Source organism: Streptomyces sp. NPDC056061 (genome assembly GCF_042266885.1).
Lineage (GTDB): Bacteria > Actinomycetota > Actinomycetes > Streptomycetales > Streptomycetaceae > Streptomyces.
Map to the genome: position 1 here is coordinate 1 of NZ_JBHJWQ010000032.1, position 25,165 is coordinate 25,165.

Here is a 25,165-nt window from a genome sequence, read left to right on the forward strand (position 1 = left end):
GTTTGTGGGGGGTTTGTTTTTTTATTTGACCTGCTGGGTGGGTGGGCCCCGCGTGGGCCCCCCCCGGCTCCGCACCGCTGTCGCCCGGTGGTGGAGGATGAGGCGATGACCACCTCTCCGCGCGGCTGGAAGCGCACCGAACGGCTCGACGCCCACCGTCTCGCAGAAGCCCTGTGCACCGGGACGGGCGTCCGCCTGACGGTGGAGGGACCGTGTCCGGGCGGCGAGGTGGGGGCCGCGTACGTGCGATGGCCGGACGGGCACCGGTCGGTGCTGAAGTCGCGGCCGGGCGCCCGGATCGAGGACCTGCGGGCGGGTCCGCTGGCGGTGTGCGAGGTACTGCGGCGGCACGGGTACCCCTGCCCGTCGACGGAGTTGGCGCTCCAGGTGGGCGGCGCGGCGGTCCTGGTCCAGGAGCTGCTGCCGGGCGCGCCGGTCACCCGCCCGGACCACGCGGATCTGGACCGGGCACTCGCCCTCAACGAGGCGCAGGCGGGGCTGCTCGCCGACCGCGCGGACGTCCCGGAGATGAACCTGTACCTGGTGGACGACGGTCCCGGCTACTGTCTTCACGAGCCGCTGCGTCGACACGGTCGGCGCAGCGGTGACCTGGAGCGCCGGATCGCCTCGCTCGGGGCCGCGCATCCTCCCCGGCTGTCCGGCGGGGACGTGGTGCACCACGACTTCCACCACGGCAATCTGCTCCGCACGGACGGTGCGGTCACCGGTGTCATCGACTGGGACGGCGCCTGCCGCGGGGACCGCCGGTTCGACCTGGTCACCCTGCGCTTCGGCCTGCACGCGGACGAACAGGCCCCGGGGGTGGTCGACCGCCTCGACGCGATCCTGGACGGTATGCCCGACGACGTCCTGCGGCTCTCGTGGGCGCACATGGGGCTGCGGATGGTCGACTGGGCCATCCGGCACTTCGCCCCGGGCGATGTGGACCACTGGATCGACCTGGCAGAACAACGTCTTTGACGCGGACGCGAGTTGACGCCCGGAGCGTGCCGCTTGCGCTCCGGCGCCGCTGTTCCGGGCGGTGGTTCGGAGCGGCGCGTGGGGTGCTGTAGGTTCCCGTGGTGATCGTTGACGGGAAAACGGACCGAACAGTCGGCACCCCGCGGGGCGGCCGAACACGACCAGTGGTCCTCGGTGGTCCTCCGCCCGCCATTGCCCCGCCCGCCCCCGAGCCGCGCGGAGGGAAGGCGTGAACACCGCGGCGGACCGGGACACCCCGCGCCTCGCCCCCTTGCGCATACCGGCCTTCCGGCGATTCGTCCTCGCCAATCTCGTCTCGGCGACCGGCACCGCGATGGCGCCCCTCGCGCTCGCCTATGCGGTGATCGGCCAGGGCGGCGGAGCCGGCTCGCTCGGTGTCGTCCTGGCCACGAACTCCGTCCCCACGATCGTCCTCACGGTCGCGGGCGGCGTCCTGGCGGACCGGTTGTCGCGCAGCCGGATCCTCTTCCTGGGCAACCTGCTGGCCGCCGCGGCGCAGGGGGCCCTCGCCCTGCTGGTGGTCACGGAGCAGGCGACCACCGCCTCGATCGCCGCCTGCGGCTTCGTGTCCGGGACCGCCGCGGCATTCATGGCACCGGCCGCGACGGGTGTGGTGGCGCAGGTGGTCGCCGCGGAGCAGTTGCAGCAGGCCAACGCGTTGCTGCGGCTTCCGAGCAATGCGGTCAAGGTGCTCGGACCCGTCCTCGGGGGCGTCGTCGTCGCCTTCGGCGGCCCGGCGTGGGCGCTGGCGTGGGATGCGTTCAGCTTTCTCGTGGCGGCGGTCCTGCTGCTCGGACTGCGGCTGAGCGCGCCGGTCACGACCGGCAGCGTGCTCGCCGACCTGCGGGGCAGTTGGTCCGGGTTCCGGTCCCGCACGTGGCTGTGGACGTACACCGCGGCCGGAACCGTGGTGGTCGCCGCGTGGCTCGCCGGTTTCCAGATGCTCGGGCCGGTGGTCGCCGACGCGCACTACTCCGGCGCGCGTTCCTGGGGGCTCGTCCAGGGCGCTTTCGCCCTCGGGCTGTTGGCCGGGACGGTGGTGTGCCTGCGCTGGAAGCCGTATCGCCTGCTGGCCGTCGCCGTCCTCACCGGGGCCGCGCTCTGCCTGCCGCCGACGGCGCTCGGGCTGGGCCTGGCCCTGCCCTGGGTGCTGCTGGGCGCGGTGCTCGCGGGGGTCGGGCTCGACATCGCCATCGTGGCCTGGACGACGGCGCTCCAGCAGCACGTGTCCCAGGAGGAGTTGGGCCGCATGAGCGCGATGAACGGCATCGGGGAACGCGTCGCCGTGCCCCTGGGCTACCTCGGCGCCGCACTCGCCGCGCACGCCTGGAGCGACCGCTCCACGCTCCTGGTCTGCGCCGGCGCCATCGTGGCGGCGACCGTGCTCAACCTCTGCGTGCGCGACGTGTACCGCGTCAACCGCCGCTGAGCGCGGGGCGCGCGGACGGCGCGCCCCGCGGGCGGACCCGCGTGGCGACGGGCTCAGTAGGAGTGGCCGGCGGTGACGTCGGCAGACAGATGAGGGGTCCGCTGCGCCGCGGTGGCCCGGAGCGGGAGCAGGGTCTGGGCCAGGGCGTCGACGGTGACCGGGTGGGCGATGCGGCTGGTCGTGGTCTCCAGTCCGAAGACGAGGTCCTGCCCGCCCGCCACGAGGGTGTGCGTGCAGATCTCGCTCAGTGGTGACTGGGCGTAGCTGGTGAGACCGACGACCTCGGCCCCGGCCTCACGGGCGCGGCGGGCGGTGTCGACGGTGCTGCGGGTGGCAGCGGTATGGCTGATGGCCAACCGCTACGGCCCGGGCCACACCCGGTTCGACAACGACTGGGACCGGGAGATCGGCTCCGCGCTCGCCCTCAACGACACCGCTGTGCTGCTCTACGACGCGCTCGGGACGGAGCGGCTGGGCCGGATCACCGGGGCCGTGCGGCACTACACGCCCGATCCGAACCTCTGGCGGGCCGACCTGCAGACAGCGACCGGCGCCAACCGGGTGTGGATCTCCACCGTGGTCGCCGTCAACGCGGTCCTCCGCGACAACGGCGACGACCTGGCACGGGTCCGAGACGCCCTTCCGGCGTCGAGGGGTTCCGGCGCCAACGGCGTCCTCAACGGGCACGAGGGCGGCGCGGAGTACGACCTGCCGCGCAAGATCGGTGCGCTGCGGGGCGTGTTCGGCCGCTGAGGCCGGGGGGCACCCGGGGTGGGTCCCGTCACCGGCCCAGCGCCGCCATCGCGGCATTGTGGCCGGGCACCCCGCTGACCCCGCCGCCGCGCACCGCGCCCGCCCCGCACAGCAGCACATTGGCGCGGTCCGTCTCGACACCCCACCGTCCGATGGACTCGGTGGCGTACGGGAACGCGAGATCGCGGTGGAAGATGTGGCCTCCGGGCAGTCCCAGCTCCCGCTCCAGGTCGAGCGGGGTCTTCGCCTCGATGCACGGTTCGCCGTTCCCGTCCACGGCGAGGCAGTCGGCGATCGGCTCCTCCAGGTGCGCGTCGAGCTGGGCGAGCGCGGCGGACAGCAGCTCGGCGCGGGCCGCCGCGTTGTCGGCGGCGAACAGCCGAGCGGGGGCGTGCAGGCCGAAGAGGGTCAGGGTGTGGTGGCCGCGGGCGGCGAGGTCGGGGCCGAGGATCGAGGGATCGGTCAGCGAGTGGCAGTAGATCTCGGACGGAGGGGCCGTGGGGATCCGGCCGGCCGCCGCTTCCCGGTAAGCGTCGGCGAGTTGCCCGTACCCCTCGGCGATGTGGAACGTCCCGGCGAACGCCTCGCGCGGGTCCACGGACCGGTCGCGCAGTCGGGGCAGCCGGGTGAGCAGCATGTTCACCTTCAACTGCGCGCCCTCGGCCGGGGCGGGCGGCTCGTCGCCGAGCAGCGCGGCGAGGGCCTGCGGCGAGGCGTTGACGAGGACCTTGCGGGCCGCGACGACGCGTTCCGCTTCGGGTGAGCGGACGGTGACCTCGGCCCGCGTCCCGTCGGTCTCGATGCGGGTCGCCTCGTGCCGGACGCGGATCTGCGCCCCCGCCCGCCGTGCGGCCAGGGCGAGGGCGTCGGTGAGCGCGCCCATCCCGCCGACCGGTACGTTCCAGTCTCCGGTGCCGCCGCCGATGACGTGGTAGAGGAAGCAGCGGTTCTGACGCAGGGACGGATCGTGGGCGTCGGCGAAGGTGCCGATCAGCGCGTCGGTGAGCACGACGCCGCGGACCAGGTCGTCGTCGAAGTACCGCTCCACGGCGACCCCGACGGGTTCCTCGAAGAGCATCCGCCAGGCGTCCGGGTCACCGATCCGTTCCCGCAGCGCGTCCCGGGTGGGCAGGGGTTCGGTGAGCGTCGGGAAGACCCGCTCGGCGACACCGCCCGTCATGCCGTGGAACCGCTGCCACGCCTCGTGCTCCCGGTCCGATCCGGTGAGTGCGGCGAAGGATTCCCGGGTGCGGGCCTCGCCGACGAGCAGCCCGGTGGCCCGGCCCCCGCGCACGGTCGGGGTGTACGAGGAGACGGTCCGTCTGCGGACCGCGAAGTCCAGGCCGAGATCGCGGACGATCTTCCGGGGCAGCAGGGACACCAGGTACGAGTAGCGGGACAGACGGGCGTCGACGCCGTCGAAGGGCCGGGTGGACACGGCCGCTCCCCCGGTCGTGTCCAGACGTTCCAGGACCAGGACGGACTGTCCGGCGCGGGCGAGGTAGGCGGCGGCGACCAGGCCGTTGTGGCCGCCGCCCACGATCACCGCGTCGTAGCGGTCGGGTGCGGGCATGGCCCTTCGTAGCACGGGATGCTCAGGTGTGGCCAGAGGCCGTGCGTTCCGGGCCGTGCGGCGGTCCTTCGGGCGCCTCGCGCAGCGCCGCGGCCCGGCGGTGCAGTTCGGCGGCCTCCACGCCCCGGCCGACCTGTTCCAGGCAGTGTGCCTCGTCGTCGCGGGCGGCGAGCGTGTCGGGGTGGTCGGCGCCGAGCGCGTGCTCCCGGGTGTCGGCGACCTGCCGGTAGCGGGCGAGGGCCTCGTCCCAACGGCCGAGCCAGCCGAGGCCGACGGCGACCTCGCGGCGGCTGACCAGGGTGTCCGGGTGGTCGGGGCCCAGGACGCGCTCCCGGATCGCGCAGACGTCGCGCGCCTCGGCAAGGGCCTCCTCCCAGCGGGCCAGGCGCCCCAGGTTGACACCGAGGCCGTGCCTGGCGCGGAGCGTCTCGGGGTCGGCGTGGCCACCTACCCTGGTCCGGTCGCCGACGAGGGCGCGGTACAGCTCCAGGGCCTCCGCGCTGCGGCCCAGCCTGCCGAGTCCGATGCCGACCTCGTAGCGGGCGGCGAGAGTGTCGGGGTGGTCGGGGCCCAACGACCGGACCCGGCCCCGGACGACTTCCTGGTAGGTCCGCAGCGCTTCCGTCCACCGCCCCAGCCGGCCCAGCGCGTATCCCACCTCGTAGCGCGTGGCGAGGGTGTCGGGGTGGTCGGCACCGAGCACCCGGGCACGGGTGGACGCCACCTCGCGGGCCACCCGGCAGGAGTCCTCCGGGCGGCCGAGTCGGCTGAGGTTGACGGCGAGGTTGTGGCGGCAACGCAGGGTGTCGGGATGGTCGGGGCCCATCGAACGCTCGCGGGAGGCGAGGACCGCGGCGTACACCTGGTGGGCCTCGGCGTGCCGCCCGAGCTGCCCCAGCACGTACGCCGTCTCCTGGCGGGCGGCGAGGGTGTCCGGGTGGTCGGCGCCGAGGACATCCTCCCTGCCCCGGGCCACCCGGCCGAACTCCCGCAGCGCGTCCTGATGCCTGCCGGTGCGCGCCAGGGAGAAACCGACCTCGTACCGGCTGGCGAGCGTGTCGGGGTGGTCGGGGCCCAGGACCCGCTCGCGTTCGGCGGCGACCTCGCGATGCACCTCGCCCGCCTCCTCCCAGCGGCCCAGCCGGCCCAGGTCGAGGCCCGCCCCGTGCCGGCCGGCGAGGACGGAGAGGAGTTCGGGCGCGGGGGTGGGCCGTTCGCTCCCGGCCGACGACTCCTCCACGTGGCCGGTGAGGTGCCGTGTCCCGAAGGCGGTGGTCCACACGCCGGTGAGAGCCGCGCCGTGATCGGGCGCGGGGATCGCGGGAAGGCCGCCCACCGCCTTGTGCCCGGTGGTCATGCCACGGGTCCAGTCCGGCAGTCCGGACCCCGGACGCACACCCGGCACGGAGGGCGCGAGCGGGAGCGCCCGCCCGCCGGGCCGGTGTTGTTCGCCGGTGCGGCCCGTGACGATCCGTCGGCGCAGGTCGCCCGCGTCGGCGGGGCGCTCGGCCGGTGCCTTGGCCAGCAGGTCGAGCACGACGCGGTCGAAGAATCCCGGGAGTTCGGCGCGGCGGGTGCGCGGCGGCTCGGGCTCGGTGTCGCGGTGCCCGACGAGCACCCCCCAGGTGTCGTCGAGGTCGAACGGCGGTGCCCCGGTGGCGATCTCGTACAGGACGCAGCCCAGCGAGTAGAGGTCGCTGCGGTGGTCGACCTGGCCGCCGCTGATCTGCTCCGGCGACATGTAGTGCGGGGTGCCCATGGCGATGCCGGTGCCGGTGAGGCGTGAGGTGAAGCCGATGTCACGGCCCAGTCTGGCGATGCCGAAGTCGCAGATCTTCACGGTGCCGTCGGTGAGGCGCATGATGTTCGCGGGCTTGAGGTCGCGGTGCACGATGCCCTGCCGGTGGGTGTAGCCGAGGGCGTCGGCAACCTGTTCGGCGATGTCCACGACGTCGGGCACCGGAAGCGGGTGCTGCTCGTTGTCCTCCAGGAGCTGGCTGAGGTTGCGGCCGTCGAGGAGTTCCATCACCAGGAAGAGGACGCCCTCGTCCTCACCGAAGTCGTGGACGACCGTGACGCCGCGGTGCTGGAGCGAGGCGGCGACGCGCGCCTCGCGGCGGAAGCGCTCGCGCAGGACACGGGTGAACGACTGGTCGTGCTGGGAACCCAACGGCTTGAGGCACTTCACGGCCACCTGGCGCCCCAGCGACTCGTCGCGGGCCCGCCACACCTCGCCCATGCCTCCGCGCCCGATCAGATCGAGCAGTCGGTACCGGCTCTGGACCAGCCTGGTGTCCGCCATGTCCTGCTGTCGCCCCCGTCGCTGCGCCCACTGCCTCTGTGCCCTCCCCGGCCCGTCCAGTATGGCGTCCCGGCTGCGTGGTTTGTACGCGGTGGGACGGCTTTCGCGACCGGGTCGGTCCATCGTGTCCGTGATGCGTCCGGGCAAAAGCGCCGGCGGGGCCGGCCGGGAACGCGGCGCGGCACGTCCCCGGCGGCGCGCGGCCGGCGGTCGGCGCCGTGAACGGAGGACGCGGGTCGCCGGTGGGGATGGGGGTACGGGGCGGCGGCCCGTGGACGACGTGCGGCCCGCAGGTCCGTTCCGTCAGGCCGACGCGGGCCCGGCGGGGGTGCTGCGCGTGTACGTGAGGAAGAGCGCGCCGCTGCCGAGGACGTGGTGGTCGGTGAGCTGCCAGGTCCTCGGGTCGAAGCCGTGGTCGTGGCGGCCGAAGAGCGGGATGCCGGTACGCAGCGTCATCGGGGCCGTCTTGAGGACGAGTTCGTCGATCTCCGGGTAGAGGGCACCGGCCAGGTCGCCGCCGCCGATCAGCCACACGTCCTTGCCGTCCTGCCGCTTCAGTTCCCGGATCGCGGCGAGGGGGTCGTCGGCGACGATCTCGACGGCCGGGTCCGGGCTCTTCCCGAGGGTCCGGGAGACGACCAGGTGACGCAGGTGCGGGTAGGCGTCCGTCAGGCCCGCCCGGAGACCGATCTCGTAGGAGCGGCGACCCTCCACGACGGTGTCGAACCGCGTGCCCTCGACGGTGATCCCGAGTGCCTGCCGGGCCGGGCCCGGCAGGGTCTCCGGGTAGTGCTCGGCCAGGTACCGCAGATAGTCCTCCGGGATGGGCCAGAAGCCGTCGGGCCCGGTGGGGTCCGCCCCGTCCGGTCCCGCGACGAAGCCGTCCAGCGTCGACGCGACGTAGTACACGAGCTTGCGCATGAGGAGCTGCTCCTTGAAAGGGGTGGCCGGGCAGCGAGGGGCTGCGGCGAGGTGCGACCGCGCCCGGTCGGGCGTCAGTCGCTGCCCAGCATGGGCTCTTCGCCTGATCTGCGACAATGCCCGAATTCGAAGCGTCTGCTTAGCAGAACTCAGCAATGACGGGGATTTGATGGAGCGTCACGAGATCGAGGCATTCCTGGCTCTCGCGCAGGAGCTCCACTTCCGGCGCACTGCGGAACGGCTGCACCTCAGCAGCGGCCGGATCAGTCAGACCATCGCGAAGCTTGAGCGCCGCATCGGCTCGCCGTTGTTCGAGCGGAGCAGCCGCCAGGTGCGGCTCACCGAGATCGGCCGCCGTCTGTACGACGACATCGCGCCGCATCACCGGGCGATCGGTGAGGCGTTCGCGCGGGCCGCGTCCGCCGCGCACGTCGGCCGCGACGCGCTCCGGGTGGGGTTCCTGGGCCCCGCGACGGGCGCCGTGCTCTCCCGTGTGATCGGCGTGTACCGGGACCGCCATCCGGGCCTGGAGGTGCGGGTGACGATGGAGGCGCCGCTGAGCAACCACGTCGGCGCGCTGCGCGAGGGCGAGGTCGACGTGATGGCGACCATGCTTCCGGTGGAGGAACCCGACCTGGTGACCGGTCCGGTCCTGCTGCGCGAGGGACGTGTCCTGGCCGTGCCGAGCGGCCACCGCCTCGCGGAGCGCGAGCATGTCGTGCTGGAGGACCTCGCCGACCGGACCGTCATCCACGCCGCGAGTCCGGCACCGGCGTACTGGCAGGAGTACCACCACCCCAGTCGCACTCCCGCAGGCCGCCCCATCCACCGGGGACCGGCCGTCGACACCGTCCAGGCCGCGCTCACCCTCATCGGCGCGGGGCTGGGCATCGCCGTGGCGACGGCCCAGGCGGGCCAGTACTTCCGGCGCCCCGACATCGTCTACGTCCCGATCCTCGACGGCGCCCCCGCCGATTTCGCCCTGGTGTGGTCCGCGGCGCACGAGAGCGAGCAGATCCGTGCCTTCGCCGCGGCGGCCCGTTCCCTGCCCGCCCGGTGACGTCCGGCCGGGGCACGGTCGACGCGTCCCGGTCGGCGTCGCACGGCGGACCGGCCCCGGACGTCCGGAGCGGCACGGGCCCGCAACCGGAACAGTGGGCCTGCTCCCACCATCTGCGCCTGCTGCGCAATCTCGACCCGGTGGTCGGCACGCGCAAGGGCCGCTCGGTGGTCTCCTCCCTGTACGACAAGACACGTCTGCGAACCGCTCGACCGGGCCCCGTACCACGTCGAGCACCTCCGGCTCGGCCTGAGCGACACCGCCGCAGCCGTCGCCGAGCCGGAACGGGAGACGGTGGCCACCCCGAGCGCCTGATCGCCCTCGGCGAGGGGTGTGACGCTTCGTGCTCACAGGAAAGGTCTTCTCGGAGAAGATCAGCACCCGGGTCAAGGTGCGGCCGGATTTCGTCAAGCCGATGGCCCTCGCCCGCACCATCGGGAAGGCCGTCCCCCACCCACGGGTGATCTTCACGGTGCACGAGATGAAGCGCCCGGGACGCGGCGTCGCCGAAACCCCCGGTCCCCGAGAGCGCCCGCAAGCTGCTCATCGCCTCGGGCAAGAACCAGGGCGAGCGGCCCTCCCCCGCCCCCGTCCACCGCATCCTCGCCGAGGACACCGAGTGAACCCGGACGCATTCAGAGACTCATGATCAACTCATTGTCCCTTTGACCCGCATCCCGGCGATACCCGATCCGGACGCGTCGCCCTTCTCCCGGGGCTCCCGGGGCCGTGTGCCCGGTGCGGCCCGCGCGTGTCGGCCACCGCGTGGGGGCGGGTCCGCACGGAGCAGGACTCGCCCCCACGGTGCCGTGCGGGCGCCCCGGTCAGCCGCCGACGTAGGCCGCGAGGTGCTCGCCGGTGAGGGTGGAACGGGCGGCGACGAGTTCGGCGGGCGTGCCCTCGAAGACGATCCGTCCGCCGTCGTGACCGGCGCCGGGGCCGAGATCGATGATCCAGTCGGCATGCGCCATGACCGCCTGGTGGTGCTCGACGACGATGACCGACTTGCCGGAGTCCACGAGCCGGTCGAGCAGGCCGAGCAGCTGCTCGACATCGGCGAGATGCAGGCCGGTGGTCGGCTCGTCGAGAACGTAGACACCCCCCTTGTCGGCCATGTGCGTGGCCAGCTTGAGCCGCTGCCGCTCGCCGCCGGAGAGCGTGGTGAGCGGCTGGCCGAGGCTGAGATAGCCGAGCCCGACGTCGGCGAGCCGTTCGAGGATGCGGTGCGCAGCCGGTGTCCGCGCCTCGCCGCCGCCGAAGAACTCCGCCGCCTCGGTCACCGACATGGCGAGCACCTCGCTGATGTCGCGGCCCGCGAGGTGGTGGTCGAGCACCGATGCCTGGAAACGCCTGCCCTCGCACTCCTCGCAGGTGGCGGCGACCCCGGCCGTCATCGCCAGGTCGGTGTAGACGACGCCGATGCCGTTGCAGGTGGGGCAGGCCCCCTCGGAGTTGGCGCTGAACAGGGCCGGCTTCACGCCGTTGGCCTTCGCGAACGCCTTGCGGATCGGGTCCAACAGCCCGGTACAGGTCGCCGGGTTGCTCCGCCGGGAACCGCGGATCGGGCTCTGGTCGACCGACACGACCTCCGCGCCGGCGGGGATCGAACCGTGCACCAGCGAGCTCTTCCCGGAACCGGCCACGCCGGTGACGACGGCGAGCACGCCGAGCGGGATGTCGACGTCGACGTCGTGCAGGTTGTTCGCCGTCGCACCCCTGATCTCCAGCGTACCGATGGGCTCGCGCACCGCTTCCTTGACGGCGACCCGGTCGTCGAAGTGCCGGCCGGTGACGGTGCCGCTGCCCCGCAGCCCGGCCACCGTGCCCTCGAAGCAGACGGTGCCGCCCGCCGTTCCGGCGCCGGGGCCGAGGTCGACGACGTGGTCGGCGATGGCGATCGTCTCCGGCTTGTGCTCCACGACGAGCACCGTGTTGCCCTTGTCCCGAAGCCTCAGCAGCAGGTCGTTCATCCGCTGGACGTCGTGCGGGTGCAGGCCCGCGGTGGGCTCGTCGAAGACGTAGGTGACGTCGGTGAGCGAGGAGCCGAGGTGGCGGATCATCTTGGTGCGCTGGGCCTCGCCGCCCGACAGCGTGCCCGACGGGCGGTCGAGCGACAGATAGCCCAGCCCGATCTCCACGAACGAGTCCAGGGTCCGGCGCAGCGACGCGAGCAACGGCGCCACCATGGCGTAGCCCCCGCTCGTGGTGTGCGGGGAGGACTCGCCGAGGCCGCGGATCCAGGCGGCCAGATCACTGATCTGCATCGCGCAGGCGTCCGCGATGCTGATGCCCTCGATCTTCGACGACCGGGCCGGCTCGGCGAGCCGGGTGCCGTCGCACTCGGGGCAGGTGGTGAACGTGACCGCCCGGGCGACGAACTCCCGGATGTGCGGCTGCATCGCTTCCGGGTCCTTGGAGAGCATCGACTTCTTGAGCCGTGGGATCAGCCCCTCGTAGGTCATGTTGATGCCCGCGATCTTCATCCTGGTCGGCTCGCGGTGCAGGAAGTCCTGCAATTCCTTCTTCGTGTACGCGCGGATCGGCTTGTCCGGGTCGACGAGTCCGGATTCGCTGTAGAGGCGGTGGTTCCAGCCGCCGGACTTGTACCCGGGGATGGTGAGCGCGTCCTCGGCGAGCGACTTGGACTCGTCGTAGAGCTGGGCGAGGTCGACGTCGGAGACCGTTCCCCGGCCCTCGCAGCGCGGGCACATGCCGCCCGTGCGGTTGAACGTCGCCTTCACCGCCTTCTTGGCACCGCGCTCGACGGTGATCGCCCCGCTCGCCCTGACCGAGGGGACGTTGAAGGCGAACGCGCCGGGCGGGCCGATGTGGGGCTCGCCGAGCCGGCTGAAGAGGATGCGCAGCATCGCGTTGGCGTCGGTGGCGGTGCCGACCGTGGAACGGGGGTCGGCGCCCATGCGCTGCTGGTCGACGATGATCGCGGTCGTCAGCCCGTCGAGCACGTCGACCTCGGGCCGGGCGAGCGTCGGCATGAAGCCCTGCACGAAGGCGCTGTAGGTCTCGTTGATCAGCCGCTGCGACTCCGCAGCGATCGTGTCGAACACCAGTGAGCTCTTGCCCGAGCCGGAGACACCGGTGAACACCGTCAGCCGACGCTTCGGTATCTCGATGCCGACGTCCTTGAGATTGTTCTCGCGTGCGCCGTGCACACGGATCATCTCGTGGCTGTCCGCGATGTGCGGCGTGGGCGGCTGTGCGTCCGGCGTCGTGGCCGTGCTCATCGTCTCTCCATCCGTTCGTGCGGCGTCCCGGTCGTGCGGCGCCCGTCCGTTGCGTGCCGTGCCCGTCGGCGCCGGTCGGTGCGGTCCGACCGTTGTTGCGAGGTGTGCCCGGCCGTCCGGCGTCGGCGGGCTCGCGGCATCGGCGCCACCTGCGGTCCGGGCGGTGGCGCCCCGGCACATGTCCACCGGGCGTGCCGACCGAGGATACGCGGGGTACGGGGACCGGGATGTCCGTGCGGCTTCGGCCCCCGCGGGGGCGGTGCGGTCCCGGCGGGCCGGGCCGATCAGTGGCCGTCGTGCTCCGGGCCGCGGTGGGCCCGGCCGTGCGCGGTTCGCCGGGTCCGGGGACGGCACGGATCGACTCGGCGGGCCGGTGCGCGTCCCCGGGTCCCGGTCTCAGCGCTTGCGGGTCTGGGTGAGGCGCACCATGTTGCCGGCGGGGTCGCGGAAGGCGCAGTCGCGGACACCGTAGGGCTGGTCGACCGGCTCCTGCAGCACCTCGCCTCCCGCGGCGCGGACGCGCTCGAAGGCGGCATCGCAGTCGTCCGTGCCGAAGATGACGCCGCGCAGCAGCCCCTTCGCCAGCAGTTCCGCCACGGCCTGCCTGTCGGCGGGCGAGGCGTTCGGGTCCGCGAGGGGCGGTTCGAGGACGACGCTCACCCCGGGCTGCGAAGCCGCGCCCAGGGTCACCCAGCGCATCCCCTCGAACCCGACGTCGTTGCGTACCTCCAGGCCCAGGGCGTCCCGGTAGAAGGCGAGCGCCTTGTCGTGGTCGTCGACGGCGATGAAGCACTGCGAAATGTTGATCTCCATGTGCTTCACGCTACGGGCGCGGGTCGGGATTCGCTTCTCCGTTCCTGACCGGTCGCGTGTAGATCTTGGCGATGCAGGCCGGGACGGCGGCTCCCTCGTCGTGGCGGCGGGCCCGGTACGCGCTCGGGCTCTCGCCGACGAGCTCGGTGAAGCGGGAGCTGAACGACCCCAGCGATGTGCAGCCGACCTCGAAGCAGACCTCCGTCACCGTCCGGTCGCCCCGCCGCAGCAGGGCCTTGGCCCGTTCGATCCGGCGCGTCATCAGGTAGCTGTACGGCGTCTCCCCGAAGGCGGCACGGAAGCTGCGCGAGAAGTGGCCCGGCGACATGAGCGCCACGCGCGCCAGCGCCGGGACGTCGAGCGGCTTCGCGTAGTCGCGGTCCATCAGGTCACGGGCCCGGCGCAGCCGGACGAGATCCTCCACCATCACCCGGCCACCCTGCCACACGGCCGGAGACCGGGAGGCGCGGCCGGCGCACGGCCCGTGGCCGGGGCAGGCAGGCCGTGGTCGAACGGCACGGAGGCGTCACTCGTGGGGGACGATGGCGACGGGGCAGCGCGCATGGTGAACCGCGGCCTGGGCCACCGGTCCGAGGTGCGGCGCCAGGGGGCGGCGGCGCCGCCGTCGGCCGACGACCAGCAGTGCGGCGCCCTCGGCGGCCCGTGCGACGGCCCTGGACGGGCTCACGAGTGCGGTGCCGCCGTCCACCTCCACCCCGGGGAATCTGTCGCGCCAGGGGCCCAGGGTCTGGTCGAGGAGCTGCTGCGCGTCCCGGGCGAGTTCTTCCGCGACGTCGTGGTCCACACCCCACGGCACGTACGCGTCCACCGGCAGGCTCCGGCCGTGGACGACCCGGAGCGTCGTGCCCCGCGCGGCGGCCGTCCCGAAGGCGAAGGCCAGCAACTCGTCGCAGGGGCCGTGCAGCTTGAGCGCCACCACCACGTCGCCCGTCGCGCCCGGGGCGGGCCGCCCGCTCTCCTCCCCCGTTCCCGCCCGCACCAGTACCACCGGTCCCTCGGCGCGCGCCACGACGGGCATGCTGATGTCCCCGAGGAAGTAGCTCTGGACGGACATCAGTCCCCGCGAGCCGAGCACGACCATCTCGGACTCCTGTGCCGCGCTCAGCAGCGCGTGCTCGGCGTCGTCGGCGACCAGACTGCCGATGACCGTCAGGCCCGGGTGGTGAGCCTGGAGCTCCGCCCTCGCCTTGTGCACGATCCGCCGGGCCCAGTAGTTCTGGTCCATCTCGGCGGGAACGCGAGTCGGTTCCGGCACCAGCAGGGGCCACGCGTGCAGCAGACGCAGCGCGAGACCGCGCCGCTCGGCCTCGTCGGCGGCCCAGTGGGCCGCGGCCAGGCTCTCCGACGACCCGTCGAGACCGACGGTCACGACTGGTTCCATGGCGGCTGCCTCCCTCTCGTGCGGGGCCCGGTCGGCGGTGCGGGCGGACCGTCGCTCCGCCGATGCCGCCGTCCCGTGCGCACGACCGGAGCCGCGGGGCATCGACCGGCGTGCCGCCGCGTGCAAGTCCTCCGCCTTCGACAAGTACCCCAGAATCCACGTCGCCGCATGGGGAACCCGGCTGGCCCACGGCGCGCACGGGACCGATAGTGGGAGGACCCACACACCGCTGTCCCGCGCCGACTCTCCCCAGGTCGTCATTCGCCTCCCGTCGGGAACGGGCCCCGGCCCGCCGCCGCGGAGGCATCGGCCGTGCGGTCCGGCCGGGGAAGGAGAGGCCGGACGGGACCACGGCGGGGGCCGGTCGGCCCATGTGCGCTGCCCGGGCGCGCGGCGATGCTGGCCGCGGACCCCGATCCACAGGAGGCTGTCGATGAGCACTTCTCCGACCCGTGTCACCGCTCTGCCCACCCAGTACCGCACCCGGCTCCTGCGTGTGGGCCGGGAGACCAACTTCGACCAGGGCGTCCGCCTCTTCGACGAGGGAGACGTCGCGGACCGCTTCTGGATTCTGCGCTCGGGCACCGTCACCCTGGACTTCCGCGTCCCCGGGAGTCGCACCGCGACGATCGAGAATCTCGGGCCCGGTGAGCTGGTGGGCTGGTCCTGGCTCTTCGAGCCCTATCTCTGGCACCTCGGTGCCGAGACGATGACTCCGGTCCGCACCCACGAGTTCGATGCCGCGACGATACGGATGATGATGGACGCGGACCCCGCCTTCGGTTCCGCCATCGGCCACTGGGTCGGGCAGGTCCTCGCTCACCGGCTGCAGGCCGCACGGTTCCGTCTGCTCGATCTCTACGCGCCGCACGGCAGCGGCAGCTCCCTGTGAGCGTCCCGCCGACCCGTCTGCGCCGCCCCGCCCGGGGCGCGGTCCGGCCCCGCCCGGCGGCAGCCGGGGCCGGACGCGGGCTGCCGCCGGGCAACCGGGCGACCGGTCCGCCGTAGACCACGCGCCGGGGGCGCGGTCGCCGTCCGCAGCCCCCGCTCCGCGGTCCTGTGGCGCCGCATGCCGCTACGGCGCTCCGTTCTCGGGCGTGGTACTTCGCCGTCGCGGTCGGGCGGGCGACCGCCCGCCGAGCAGCACCGCGCAGGCGCCCAGCGTCACCAGCCCACCGGCCAGAAGAGTGCCCCGTACGCCGACCAGCGAGAGGACGAGTCCCCCGAGCGCGGCACCCGCCGCGATACCGGCGTTGTAGAGACCGGAGTTCGCCGCGAGGGCGATGTCGGTGCGGCCCGGTGCGCAATGCAGCATGGCGTGCTGGGTGGTCATGAACACCGGCCCGAGCGCACCGCCCACCAGCATCAGGAACACGACCGCCGCTGCCCGATGGGCACCGGCCGCGTACAGGCCGAGCATGCCCACTGTCTGAACGACGACGGCCGTGGTGAGCGCGGACCGCGGAAAACGGTCCAGCAACGAGCCGGTGATGCCCACTCCGGCCAGACACGCCACGCCGAAGGCCACGAGCAGGACGCCGACCGTGCCCGGAGGGAACCCGCTCACGTCACCCAGGAACTTCACGATGTAGGTGTATCCCGTGAACGCCCCGGTGGCGGACAGGGCCCCGGCCGCCAGCACGATCCCGAACCGGCGGGCATCGGGACCGGTTCCGAAGGCGGCGCGTTCCTCCCGCGGACGCGAGGTCGGCAGCAGGACGGCGATAGTCACCAGGGAGACGAGCCCCAACGCCGCCGGCACGGCGACGGACACCCGCCAGTCGCCGTGCCGACCCAGCCAGGCACCGGCGGGAAGACCGAGCACCAGGGCGAGCGAACCGGCGACGGACAGCGCCCCGACCACCCGCCCACGGGCCGCGGGCGGGAACAGCCCCACGGCCACCGGTCCCATCACGGCCCAGAACAGGGCCTGGGCGAGCGCTGTCAGCAGCCGCGCCACGAGGAGCAGCCAGTAGGAGGTGGCCAGTGCCGCGATCAGGCTGGACACGACGAGTGCGGCCAGCAGCCCCGTCAGCACGTGGCGTCGGGGCACGTCCCGCGTGACGTGGGCGAGCGGCACCGATGCGACGGCCACCGTCACGCCGTAGCCGGTGACCAGGAGGCCGACCGCCGACAGGGACACCCGCAGGCTCGCGGAGATGAGCTCCAGGAGGCCGACCGGCAGGTTCTCCGCGGTGTTGAAGGTGAAGGCGGCCAGCATCAGGGCCGCGAGCACCGCCGGCCCGTGCCGCGGCGCCGGTTGCCCGTCGATCGCACGGTCTCTTCCGGCCCTCGCCCGCTGCGGCTGCTCCGCGGCACCGTCCATGGAGGTACCCCACCCGGCCCACCGGTCCCGCCGCAAGCCGATTCACCCGGCCGTCGGCGGGTGGGGCCCGACCCCGCGCCCTGCCCCGGTCCCCCGCTCGGGTTCCGGGAGCACGGGTGGGGTCCGCCCGCGTGGCGGTGTCGAGCGCGGCACGCCGCGGAGAGCACCACGCCCGACCGGCCCCTCGACTCGTCCCCTGCTACCGGGATGCGGTGGACCCGGGGCCCATCGCACCCCAGTCGAAGCCGAGTTCGCCCTTCTCCTCAAGGATCCGCTCCCACCAGTCGCGGTGCTCCACGTACCAGTCGACCGTCTCGGCCATGCCTGCGGCGAAGTCGTGCACCGGCCGCCAGCCCAGCTGCGTCTCGATCTTCTCCGGATCGATCAGGTACCGGCGGTCGTGGTTGGGCCGGTCCGGAGTGTGCTCGATCCACTCCGCCGGGTCCAGGCCGAGCGCCGTGACGACCCGACGGGCGATGTCCAGGTTGGTGACCTCGCAGCGGGCGGACACGTCGAAGATCGGCAGCAGCTCCGGTTCCGTGGCCGCCCGCGGCGGGACCGGCCCCAGATCGGCGTGCAGCACCCGGTGCACCGCGGCGCAGTGGTCGGCCACGTGCAGCCAGTCGCGGCTCTGCAACCCGTCGCCGTAGACCGGCACCTTCCGGCCGCGCAGGACGTTCGTCACCGCCAGCGGAACCAGCTTCTCCGGCAATTGGTACGGGCCGTAGTTGTTGGCGCAGTGCGTCATCCGGATGTTCAGCTCCGGATAGGTCTGCATGTAGGCCCGTACGATCTGGTCCCCGGCGGCCTTGGCCGCACTGTACGGCGTCTTCGCGTTCAGCGGGGAGCGCTCGGTGAACCACTTGTCCCCGGGGGACAGTTCGCCGTACACCTCGATCGTCGACACATGGACATGGGACCGGACCGGCACCAGCCGACTGCACTCGGCCATCACCTGCGCCCCGAGCGCGTTGGACCGCATGAAGGCACTCGGCCCCAGGATCGCGCGGTCGTTGTGCGACTCCGCCGCGAAGTTCACGACATGGTCCGGCCGGTACCGGCGGTAGATCTCCTCCATGACGTCGAGGTCGGCGATGTCGGCCTTCTCGAACACGACACGGTCGGACACGGGGTCCAGGTTCGCCCGGTTGCCTGCGAATCCCAGATGGTCCACCGCGATCACTTCGACATCCGACGACTCCCACTCCAGCAGGTGGTGTACGTAGTTCGCGCCGATGAAACCCGCGGCGCCGGTCACGAGGTAGACGGACATGGTCACTCCGGAGGTAGGACGACTCTGGGACAGCCCTCAGTGCTCGCCGTAGCGTTCGGTCAGGTGATCCGACAGGGCGGCGGCGGTCGGATGCTTGTAGATGTCGGAGACGCGCAACCGTCGGTCGATGCGCACCATGCTTCTGATCGCCTTCATGGAATCACCGCCGCTCTCGAAGAAGTTGTCGTGACCGTCCAGACGGTCGGAGCCCAGGACGTCACGCCACGCATCGAGCACCACGCGGTACCAGCCCCCGGCCCGCTCCGGGTCCCGCCGCGGCGCTGACGGGGCGGTGGCACTCTCGCGCGCCGGTGAACTCAGCGCGCGCCGGTCCACCTTGCCGTTCCTGTTCAGCGGGAGCGCGTCCACGATCTCGATCGACGCGGGAATCATGTGCTTCGGGAGCCGAGCGTGCAGCGCGTCGAACAGTGACGTGTAGTCCAGCGCCGCGCCGCGCCCGGGGGTCACGTACGCGACCAGCGTCGCATGCCCGTCCGCAGCCGTCCGGGAGACCACCACCGCACGCTTGACCCCGGGATGCGCGGCCAGGGCGGATTCGATCTCCCCCAGTTCCACCCTGATCCCGTTGATCTTGACCTGGAAGTCCTTCCGCCCGAGGATCTCGATCAGCCCGTCGGGCCAGAACCTCGCCATGTCCCCCGTGCGGTACACACGTTCCGCGAGCCGGTCGCCACAGAACCACCGGACGAACCGCGCACGTGTCTCCTGCGGGCGGTCGAGGTACCCGCGGGCCAGGCCGGCCCCGGCGAGACAGAGTTCTCCGGGGACGCCGACCGGTACCGGCATCATCCGCTCGTCGAGGATGTACGTCCGCTGGTTGGCCAGCGGACGACCGTACGGGAGGTGGCCGCCGCCCCACTGCTCGGGCGCGTCCCACTCGTAGGCGGTCGAGTGGATGGAGGCTTCCGTGGCGCCGCCCAACGCCACGAACCTGAGACGGGGGGCGACCTTCCGGAACCGCTCCGGCATCGCCGCCGGCACCCAGTCCCCGCCGGTCATGCAGAGCCTCAGCGGAAGCGGGCGGCTGCCGCCGACCTCGACGAAGTCCAGGAACAGCTCGATCAGCGGCGGTGCCGTGTTCCACACCGTGACGCCGTGCCGGTCGACGAGCTCCCACCACGAAGCCGGATGGTGTCCGGCCTCCGCCTCCGGGATGACGACCGTGCCGCCCGCGATGGTGATGCCGAGGAACTCGTACACCGACATGTCGAAACTCGGCGAGGACAGTGCGAGGACCGCGTCGTCGGGGCCCACCCCGTATCTCGCGTTGAGATCCGCGAGGTTGTTGAGCACGCCGCGGTGGGACAGGGCGATCGGCTTGGGCGCTCCGGTGGAGCCCGAGGTGTGGATGACGTAGCAGAGGTTGTCCGGGCGCACCCCGGTGACGGGGTTCTCCGCGGGCGCGCCGGACCGGCTTGCGGGGTCGTCGACCAGCAGCCGGTGGCGCACCTGTGCGGCAAGGGTCCGGTCGAGTGCCCGGCTGCTGATCACCACCTCGCAGCGGGTGCCGAGGACCATCGTCTCCAGACGGTCCTGCGGGTACTGCGGATCCAGGGGTACGTACGCCCCTCCGGCCTTCAGTACGCCCAGGATCGCTATGAGGAGATCAGGGGTCCTTTCGAGATGGATCCCCACCCTGGCATCCGGCCCGACTCCGTGTTCGATCAGGCGGTGGGCCAATTCGTTGGCCCGTCGATTCACCGTGCCGAACGACCACGAGGCGGCTCCGAAAACGGCGGCCACCGCGTCGGGATCCTTCGCGGCCCGGGCCTCGAACGCCTGGTGGAGGCAGATGTCCTCGGTCAGCCGTGTGTCCGTGTCGTTCCATGCGCAAAGCATGGTGTCGGCTTCCCGGGCCGTCAGGATGTCCAGCCCTGCGACCGGGGCGTCCGGGTCGCGCACCATCCGGTCCAGGAGCACCCCGTAGTGACCGGCGACCCGGTCGGCGTAGGCGTCGTCGAATCCGGCGGCATCGAAACTGAGCGTCACCGTGGACGCCCCCGGGTCCGCGAGGAGGACCAGCTCGCGCGCGGCGGCGGGGCCCGGCCCGCGTGCGGCCGAGGCGTCCCCACTCGCGCCACCGCCACCGTCGTCGCCGCCGTCGCCGCCGCCGTCGCCGGTGAACGAGAGGGCGAAGGGGGCGGGTTCGCGATCCGGTCGCGGGGCGGTGCTCAGCCCTGCCACGAGATCGGCGGTGCTCGACTCGTCGGTGAGGGTGACAACGAGTGCGTCCCCTCCGTCGAGTACGTCGACGGGGACCCGGTCGAGGGCGGTGTACCGATGGACGAGAACGGCCAGCGCCACCGTCAGGATCGAGGCACGGGAGGGTTCCCGGCTCTCCGGCGGCAACACGACGTCGAGCGATCGTTCCAGGCGCTCGCCCGGCAGCCCCCGGTTCCGCACCGAACGGAATCCCGGCCCCGGAGGAAAGAAACGAGACGCCGACTGAGCCATGGAACCGGCGAAATTCATGCCCTGTGCCACCTTCCGATCGGGTCGGGTCGGCTACTTGTCATCGAATTGCAGCGGGAAACGCGCGCAGAGCACTTTCACGCGCTCGCGCGCCGCATCACGGAGCGCCCCGTCCATTGCGTAATGACTGGAATCCCGGACGTCGATTCCGGAGAGTACGTCATGAATGATTCCCGCGCAGGCGCGAACCTCGAACGGCCCCATTCCACGCTGCGCAAGGACATTGGTACCAAAACGCAGGCCGCCTCCCACCGCGGGCGGGAAAGGATCTCCCGGAATCTTGTTCCTGTTGACCAGGATTCCGCATTCCTCGAGCGCCCGTTCCGCCACGATGCCGGTGAGCCCGGCGCTCCGGACGTCGACCAGGACCATGTGGTTGTCCGTGCCGCCGGTCAGGACGTCGTACCCGAGCGCCACGAGTTCGTCCGACAGCGCCTTCGCGTTGTCCACGACGCGTTTCATCGTGGCCTGGAAGGCGCCGCTCGACACGATGGCCAGGGCGCGCGCCTTGGCCGCGATCGAGGACGGGTCTGGCGTTCCCTGGAACCCGGGGAACACGGCGCGCTGCATCAGCTTCCACAGTTCGGTGCGTCCGTCCGGCGCGGTCCGACGGTGGTCCTTGCCGAGCAGGATCAGCCCGCCTCTGGGGCCCGCGAGCTGCTTGTAGGTGCTGGTCGTGGTGATGTGGGCGTAGTCGACCGGACTCGGGTGCAGCCCCGCGGCGACCAGTCCGGCGATATGGGAGATGTCGGCGAGCAGATAGGCGCCGACACGATCCGCGATGGCCCTGAACCGGGAGAAGTCCATCCACCGGGGGTAGGCACTCGCTCCGGCGATGATCACGTTGGGGCGGTGTTCGAGCGCGCGGTCGAGGATCGCGCCGTAGTCGAGGTGTCCGTCGGGTCCGACGCCGTAGTGGGCCACGTCGTAGTACGTGCCGCTGACCGACGCGGCGGCGCCGTGTGTCAGATGTCCGCCGGAATCGAGATCCAACGAGAGAATCCTGCCACCACGGGGCAGCAGCGCCCCCATGACCGCCAGATTGGCGGATGAGCAGGAGTGCGGCTGGACGTTCGCGTACTCGGCGCCGAAGACACGCCTGGCGCGTTCGACGGCCAGTGTCTCGATCGCGTCGAAGTGCACGGCGCCCGGATGGTAGCGCGCCCCCGGATAGCCCTCGGCGGTGACGTTCGACAGGACCGTGCCATGCGCGCAGAGCACGGACGGCGGGGCCATGCTGGCCGAGGCGACCATCGACAGGCTTGCGGTCTGGTAATGCGCCTCGGCGTCGAGGAGCGCCCCGAGATCCGGATCGTCTCGCGTCAGCACATCCCAGCCCAGCTCGGCGATGGACCTGGTCGTAGGGTTTGTCGGTTGCCCAGATTCAAACACGGGAGATTCCTTAAGTGCGATCGCGCGGTGCAGGTCGCGCCGAATAAGGCAGGGAATCCATTACTGGGATCTTCTCGGCCACGCAGAGGTGCCGAGAGAAGCCCTTCACGGGCTGTACGGCGTTTTTCGCGGACCGGCACGAAGCCGAGTGCGCCCTTTCACGCCGGGCGGGTCGAAACTAGCCGAAATTCTGCTTCAGCCAGGAATCATCAACATATTCGGTCGCCGCATGGAAATCAATCTCCAATTGACGCAGGAAGGAACTGATCACATACATCTTGCTGGGTGAGAAATTCCGTAGCGCCGCCACCAGGCCCGGAACGTCGAGGGAATGGGTCTCGCTCACGACGAGGGCCTGCGCGGCCTCCGCGGCGGAGGACAGGGTGTACATCCCCGGAATCGCGGTGACCACGGGAGTTCGCGGGCGGCTGAGCGGGTGCTCCTTCAGCAGCGATTCGAGACGTCGGCGACTGGGCTCACGGAACGGCGAGTGATACGCCTGATGCGCGAGGGACGGCTCCACGACCTGCAGATCGGCGGGACCCTCGGCACGCGCCGATTCCAGCGCCGAACGCAGGCCGGACACCATGACCATGCGGCCGGCGCCGCCGAGGACCGGACCGAAGTCGCAGGAGATGGTCATCCGTCCGGGCTGCTCGTAATAGCGCCAGTCCACCGGCGCGGGCACGAACGCGAAGCCTATGGCCTCGTCCCGGTCGGTGTCCTGGAGGTGCCTCTCGCGAAGGAAGTTGACGACCATTTCGGTCGAAACCGCTCCGGAGGAGCGCAGGGCGGCGAGCTCGCCCAACGAGATACCGCCGTACGCGAAGGCCGCCCCGTGCCGGTGCTCCAGGATCCGCCCCACGCCGACCATGGCGGCCGTCTGCCGGATCCAGCGCAGCAGCACCGGATGGAGGTGCGGCACCTCTCCCTCGATGAGGTGGTCCACCGGGACATCGACCGCTCCGGCGAACTCGCGGTAGACCGACTGCGCGACCGCCGAGCTGCGCAGCATCGGCTCGTATCCGCGGAAATCCACTGCGGCGTCGGCGGGGCCGAACAATATGAACGTCGTCATGGAAACTCCACCCTTCGCTCCTGCGGGAATCTTCGGCCGTGCGGGAGATCAGAGCCCCACCACCGTTTCCGCACTGCTCGGTGTCTTCTTCGATGCGCCGATGGCGAGTGCCAGCAGCGCCCATGCACTGAGTCCGAGTACGGCCGCGACGGCCGGCAACACTCCGGCACCCAGGCTGCCGAGGGCCAGTCCGCCGAGGGCCCCGCCCAGCGAGACCCCGAGGTACGTGCTCGACGTGTTGAGCGCCAGTGCCTGAGCGGCGACCGGTCCGGCGAGCAGATACAGACGCGCCTGGATGGCCGGGGAATTCCAGAAGGCCATGCCTCCCCAGATCGTGCCCACCACGAGGAGGACGGAGAAGGGCACGGGACGTACGAACCAGAGGAGCCCGAGGGTCACCATGATTCCGGTGAAGACGCTGATTCCGATGACCAGGGCGCGGTCCGGCCCCCATCGGTCGGTGGCCTTCCCACCGGCCCAGATGCAGACGATGCCGGCCAGCCCCGACAGGCTGAACGCGAGTGCGCGCTGGTCCACACTGGCCTCGCTCACCGCGGCGAGATAGGGGGCCATGTACGTGAGCATCATCATCGAACCGGTCATGAGCGCGCAGTTCGCCAGGAGCCCGAGCGATACCGGCGGCGCGGCGAGGGTGCGCAACTGCTCCCGGATGCCGGGCACTTCGCCCGCCTCGGTGCCCTTGCGAGGCAGGGTCGCGAGCAGGAAGGCCAGGGCCAGGACCCCGCCCACCGCCATGGCGACGAAGGTGGCCCGCCAGTTGTAATGGCCGCCGATCCAGGTGCCGATCGGCACTCCGGCCGCGATCGAGCCCGTGACACCGAGGGCCACGACGGCGACGTACCGTCCGATGTGGCTTCCCGGAGCGTGCTCGGCGGCGAAGGCGAACACCGCCGGAGTCGACGACGCCGCCGCGAGCGCCGCCACGATCCGCAGGGCCACCAGGAGCCCGAAGCTCGTCGTCGTGGCAGCCACCAGGTTCGCCGCCACGAAGACCACGAACGTGCCGGTGAACAGGTAACGGCGGGACACCCGCGCCAAGGTGACTCCGGCGATCGGCGCGGCCACGGCGACGGTGAGCGAGAAGACCGTCACCAGCTGACCGGCGTGCGCCTCGCTGACGTCCAGATCTCGCGCGATCTCCGGCAGGACCCCAGCGATCACATAATCATCGGTGTACAGGACAAAAGCCGCAGCGAGCAGCGCGAACAGCCACGCGGGCACAACGGGTCTCCTTAGGTACTTCGACCGTGCCCGACACGCAGACGTCGGGTCAGTCGTGGATCGGTGCGGCGTCGGCACCGGGGGCGGTCACCAGGACCGATCGCAGGTGCGCCTGCAGCGTCGCGCGAAGGCGCTCGACGCTGAGCGAGCCGTGCGGCGTCACCGAGTCCAGGACCAGACCGCCCAGGAGCGCGATGAGCCGTTCGGCCTCCTCGGCCGGGTCGTGCACGTCGAGAACGCGCAGGGCATCCGTGATGACCAGGCGCATATCGGCGGCCATTTGCTCGGTCACCGGGCGGAAAATCGGATTCACCCGGGAGGCGACGATGAACTCCGTGAGCACGATCGATTCGACGCGACGTTCCTCGTCGATCGGCAGCAGTTCCTCCAACCGCTCCTGCAGGGCATCCACGGCGGATTCACCCGTGAGTCCGGCCAATGCGTCGGTCGGATACCGGGTGAGCCTTTTCCCCATGCGATTACCGACCTCGGTCACAGCCGCCACAAGAAGATTGCGGTGATCATCGAAGTAGTGGCGCACCGAACCGATGTTCAATCCCGATTCGGCAGCGACCTTCCGCAGCGACAAGCCGCTGAGGCCTTCGGCGACCAAGAGGCGAAAAGCCGCCTCGATAACGTCCTTGCGGCGCTGTTCGAGGTCAATCCGAGCTGGCATTGCCAAACAGTATCACAGGTGTGACACCAACGGGGGGCGAGCGTGCGCCGGCAATTCGGCCGGGCCTCACAAGCCCCCGGGCCGGGCCACAGATGATCTCCGTCCCGGAATCACGAGAACTCGGCACGGGATGACGGGAATCACCGGCGGAGCACGTGCGCACCGCACGGGAGCCACCGCCCGCCACC

20 protein-coding genes and 1 pseudogene are annotated in these 25,165 nt (G+C 71.7%); 6 read left to right on the forward strand and 15 right to left on the reverse strand.

What is annotated here, in order from left to right; translation table 11 throughout:
• The first annotated feature begins 105 nt into the window (after positions 1 to 105).
• Together ACFC79_RS31940 and ACFC79_RS31945 are read left to right on the forward strand one after the other, a co-directional pair.
• Positions 106 to 981 carry an aminoglycoside phosphotransferase family protein gene (locus ACFC79_RS31940; protein WP_376247448.1) on the forward strand — a complete coding sequence of 292 codons (876 nt, stop codon included), beginning with the start codon at positions 106 to 108 and terminating at the stop codon, positions 979 to 981.
• 229 nt (positions 982 to 1,210) lie between these two features.
• A complete protein-coding gene (locus ACFC79_RS31945; protein ID WP_376247451.1) occupies positions 1,211 to 2,431 on the forward strand; it encodes an MFS transporter in 1,221 nt (406 codons plus the stop codon).
• A 53-nt stretch (positions 2,432 to 2,484) separates the two neighbouring features.
• Here ACFC79_RS31945 and ACFC79_RS31950 read toward each other — a convergent pair whose 3' ends face one another.
• Positions 2,485 to 2,787 carry an SIS domain-containing protein gene (locus tag ACFC79_RS31950; protein WP_376247454.1) on the reverse strand — a complete coding sequence of 101 codons (303 nt, stop codon included), beginning with the start codon at positions 2,785 to 2,787 and terminating at the stop codon, positions 2,485 to 2,487.
• Between ACFC79_RS31950 and ACFC79_RS31955 the strand changes: the two genes are divergently transcribed.
• On the forward strand, positions 2,762 to 3,184 hold the full coding sequence (locus ACFC79_RS31955) for a hypothetical protein (protein ID WP_376247457.1): 423 nt from the start codon (positions 2,762 to 2,764) through the stop codon (positions 3,182 to 3,184). The genes ACFC79_RS31950 and ACFC79_RS31955 overlap by 26 nt on opposite strands.
• 28 nt (positions 3,185 to 3,212) lie before the next feature.
• On the opposite strand, the gene ACFC79_RS31960 is transcribed toward ACFC79_RS31955, so the two are convergent.
• The 3 genes from ACFC79_RS31960 to ACFC79_RS31970 all read right to left on the reverse strand — a co-directional run bounded on the left by ACFC79_RS31960 (position 3,213) and on the right by ACFC79_RS31970 (position 7,980).
• Positions 3,213 to 4,757, reverse strand: coding sequence for a phytoene desaturase family protein (locus ACFC79_RS31960; protein WP_376247460.1), 1,545 nt, complete (start codon positions 4,755 to 4,757; stop codon positions 3,213 to 3,215).
• Between the two features lie 22 nt (positions 4,758 to 4,779).
• Positions 4,780 to 7,059 carry a tetratricopeptide repeat protein gene (locus ACFC79_RS31965; protein WP_376247462.1) on the reverse strand — a complete coding sequence of 760 codons (2,280 nt, stop codon included), beginning with the start codon at positions 7,057 to 7,059 and terminating at the stop codon, positions 4,780 to 4,782.
• A 303-nt stretch (positions 7,060 to 7,362) separates the two neighbouring features.
• Positions 7,363 to 7,980 carry a dihydrofolate reductase family protein gene (locus ACFC79_RS31970; protein WP_376247465.1) on the reverse strand — a complete coding sequence of 206 codons (618 nt, stop codon included), beginning with the start codon at positions 7,978 to 7,980 and terminating at the stop codon, positions 7,363 to 7,365.
• Positions 7,981 to 8,149: 169 nt separating this feature from the next.
• On the opposite strand from ACFC79_RS31970, the gene ACFC79_RS31975 reads away from it, so the two are divergent.
• Together ACFC79_RS31975 and ACFC79_RS31980 are read left to right on the forward strand one after the other, a co-directional pair.
• Positions 8,150 to 9,040: a LysR family transcriptional regulator gene (locus tag ACFC79_RS31975; protein WP_376247467.1), complete on the forward strand. Its 891-nt coding sequence runs from the start codon at positions 8,150 to 8,152 to the stop codon at positions 9,038 to 9,040.
• Positions 9,041 to 9,129: 89 nt separating this feature from the next.
• Positions 9,130 to 9,355, forward strand: a pseudogene (locus ACFC79_RS31980) (transcriptional regulator); the annotation flags it as partial.
• 509 nt (positions 9,356 to 9,864) lie between these two features.
• Here ACFC79_RS31980 and ACFC79_RS31985 read toward each other — a convergent pair.
• From ACFC79_RS31985 to ACFC79_RS32000, 4 genes are all read right to left on the reverse strand, one after another.
• Positions 9,865 to 12,282: an ATP-binding cassette domain-containing protein gene (locus ACFC79_RS31985; protein ID WP_376247470.1), complete on the reverse strand. Its 2,418-nt coding sequence runs from the start codon at positions 12,280 to 12,282 to the stop codon at positions 9,865 to 9,867.
• Between the two features lie 396 nt (positions 12,283 to 12,678).
• On the reverse strand, positions 12,679 to 13,095 hold the full coding sequence (locus ACFC79_RS31990) for a VOC family protein (RefSeq protein ID WP_376247474.1): 417 nt from the start codon (positions 13,093 to 13,095) through the stop codon (positions 12,679 to 12,681).
• A gap of 10 nt (positions 13,096 to 13,105) precedes the next feature.
• Positions 13,106 to 13,522, reverse strand: coding sequence for a helix-turn-helix domain-containing protein (locus ACFC79_RS31995; RefSeq protein WP_376247476.1), 417 nt, complete (start codon positions 13,520 to 13,522; stop codon positions 13,106 to 13,108).
• Between the two features lie 99 nt (positions 13,523 to 13,621).
• Positions 13,622 to 14,497, reverse strand: a complete 876-nt coding sequence (locus tag ACFC79_RS32000; RefSeq protein WP_376247479.1) for a universal stress protein — start codon at positions 14,495 to 14,497, stop codon at positions 13,622 to 13,624.
• A gap of 433 nt (positions 14,498 to 14,930) precedes the next feature.
• On the opposite strand from ACFC79_RS32000, the gene ACFC79_RS32005 reads away from it, so the two are divergent.
• Complete coding sequence (locus tag ACFC79_RS32005; RefSeq protein ID WP_376247482.1) at positions 14,931 to 15,389, forward strand: Crp/Fnr family transcriptional regulator; 459 nt, start codon at positions 14,931 to 14,933, stop codon at positions 15,387 to 15,389.
• A gap of 183 nt (positions 15,390 to 15,572) precedes the next feature.
• On the opposite strand, the gene ACFC79_RS32010 is transcribed toward ACFC79_RS32005, so the two are convergent.
• From ACFC79_RS32010 to ACFC79_RS32040, 7 genes are all read right to left on the reverse strand, one after another.
• Positions 15,573 to 16,718: an MFS transporter gene (locus ACFC79_RS32010; RefSeq protein ID WP_376247599.1), complete on the reverse strand. Its 1,146-nt coding sequence runs from the start codon at positions 16,716 to 16,718 to the stop codon at positions 15,573 to 15,575.
• 304 nt (positions 16,719 to 17,022) lie between these two features.
• Positions 17,023 to 18,096, reverse strand: coding sequence for a dTDP-glucose 4,6-dehydratase (locus tag ACFC79_RS32015; RefSeq protein ID WP_376247485.1), 1,074 nt, complete (start codon positions 18,094 to 18,096; stop codon positions 17,023 to 17,025).
• A 36-nt stretch (positions 18,097 to 18,132) separates the two neighbouring features.
• On the reverse strand, positions 18,133 to 20,520 hold the full coding sequence (locus tag ACFC79_RS32020) for an amino acid adenylation domain-containing protein (RefSeq protein WP_376247488.1): 2,388 nt from the start codon (positions 20,518 to 20,520) through the stop codon (positions 18,133 to 18,135).
• A gap of 102 nt (positions 20,521 to 20,622) precedes the next feature.
• Entirely contained in the window at positions 20,623 to 21,981 is a 1,359-nt protein-coding gene (gene glyA, locus ACFC79_RS32025; RefSeq protein ID WP_376247491.1) for a serine hydroxymethyltransferase, read from the reverse strand.
• A gap of 178 nt (positions 21,982 to 22,159) precedes the next feature.
• Positions 22,160 to 23,059, reverse strand: a complete 900-nt coding sequence (locus ACFC79_RS32030; protein WP_376247493.1) for a hypothetical protein — start codon at positions 23,057 to 23,059, stop codon at positions 22,160 to 22,162.
• A 48-nt stretch (positions 23,060 to 23,107) separates the two neighbouring features.
• Complete coding sequence (locus ACFC79_RS32035) at positions 23,108 to 24,301, reverse strand: MFS transporter (RefSeq protein ID WP_376247496.1); 1,194 nt, start codon at positions 24,299 to 24,301, stop codon at positions 23,108 to 23,110.
• Positions 24,302 to 24,350: 49 nt separating this feature from the next.
• Positions 24,351 to 24,977: a TetR/AcrR family transcriptional regulator gene (locus ACFC79_RS32040; RefSeq protein ID WP_376247499.1), complete on the reverse strand. Its 627-nt coding sequence runs from the start codon at positions 24,975 to 24,977 to the stop codon at positions 24,351 to 24,353.
• Positions 24,978 to 25,165: the final 188 nt, after the last annotated feature.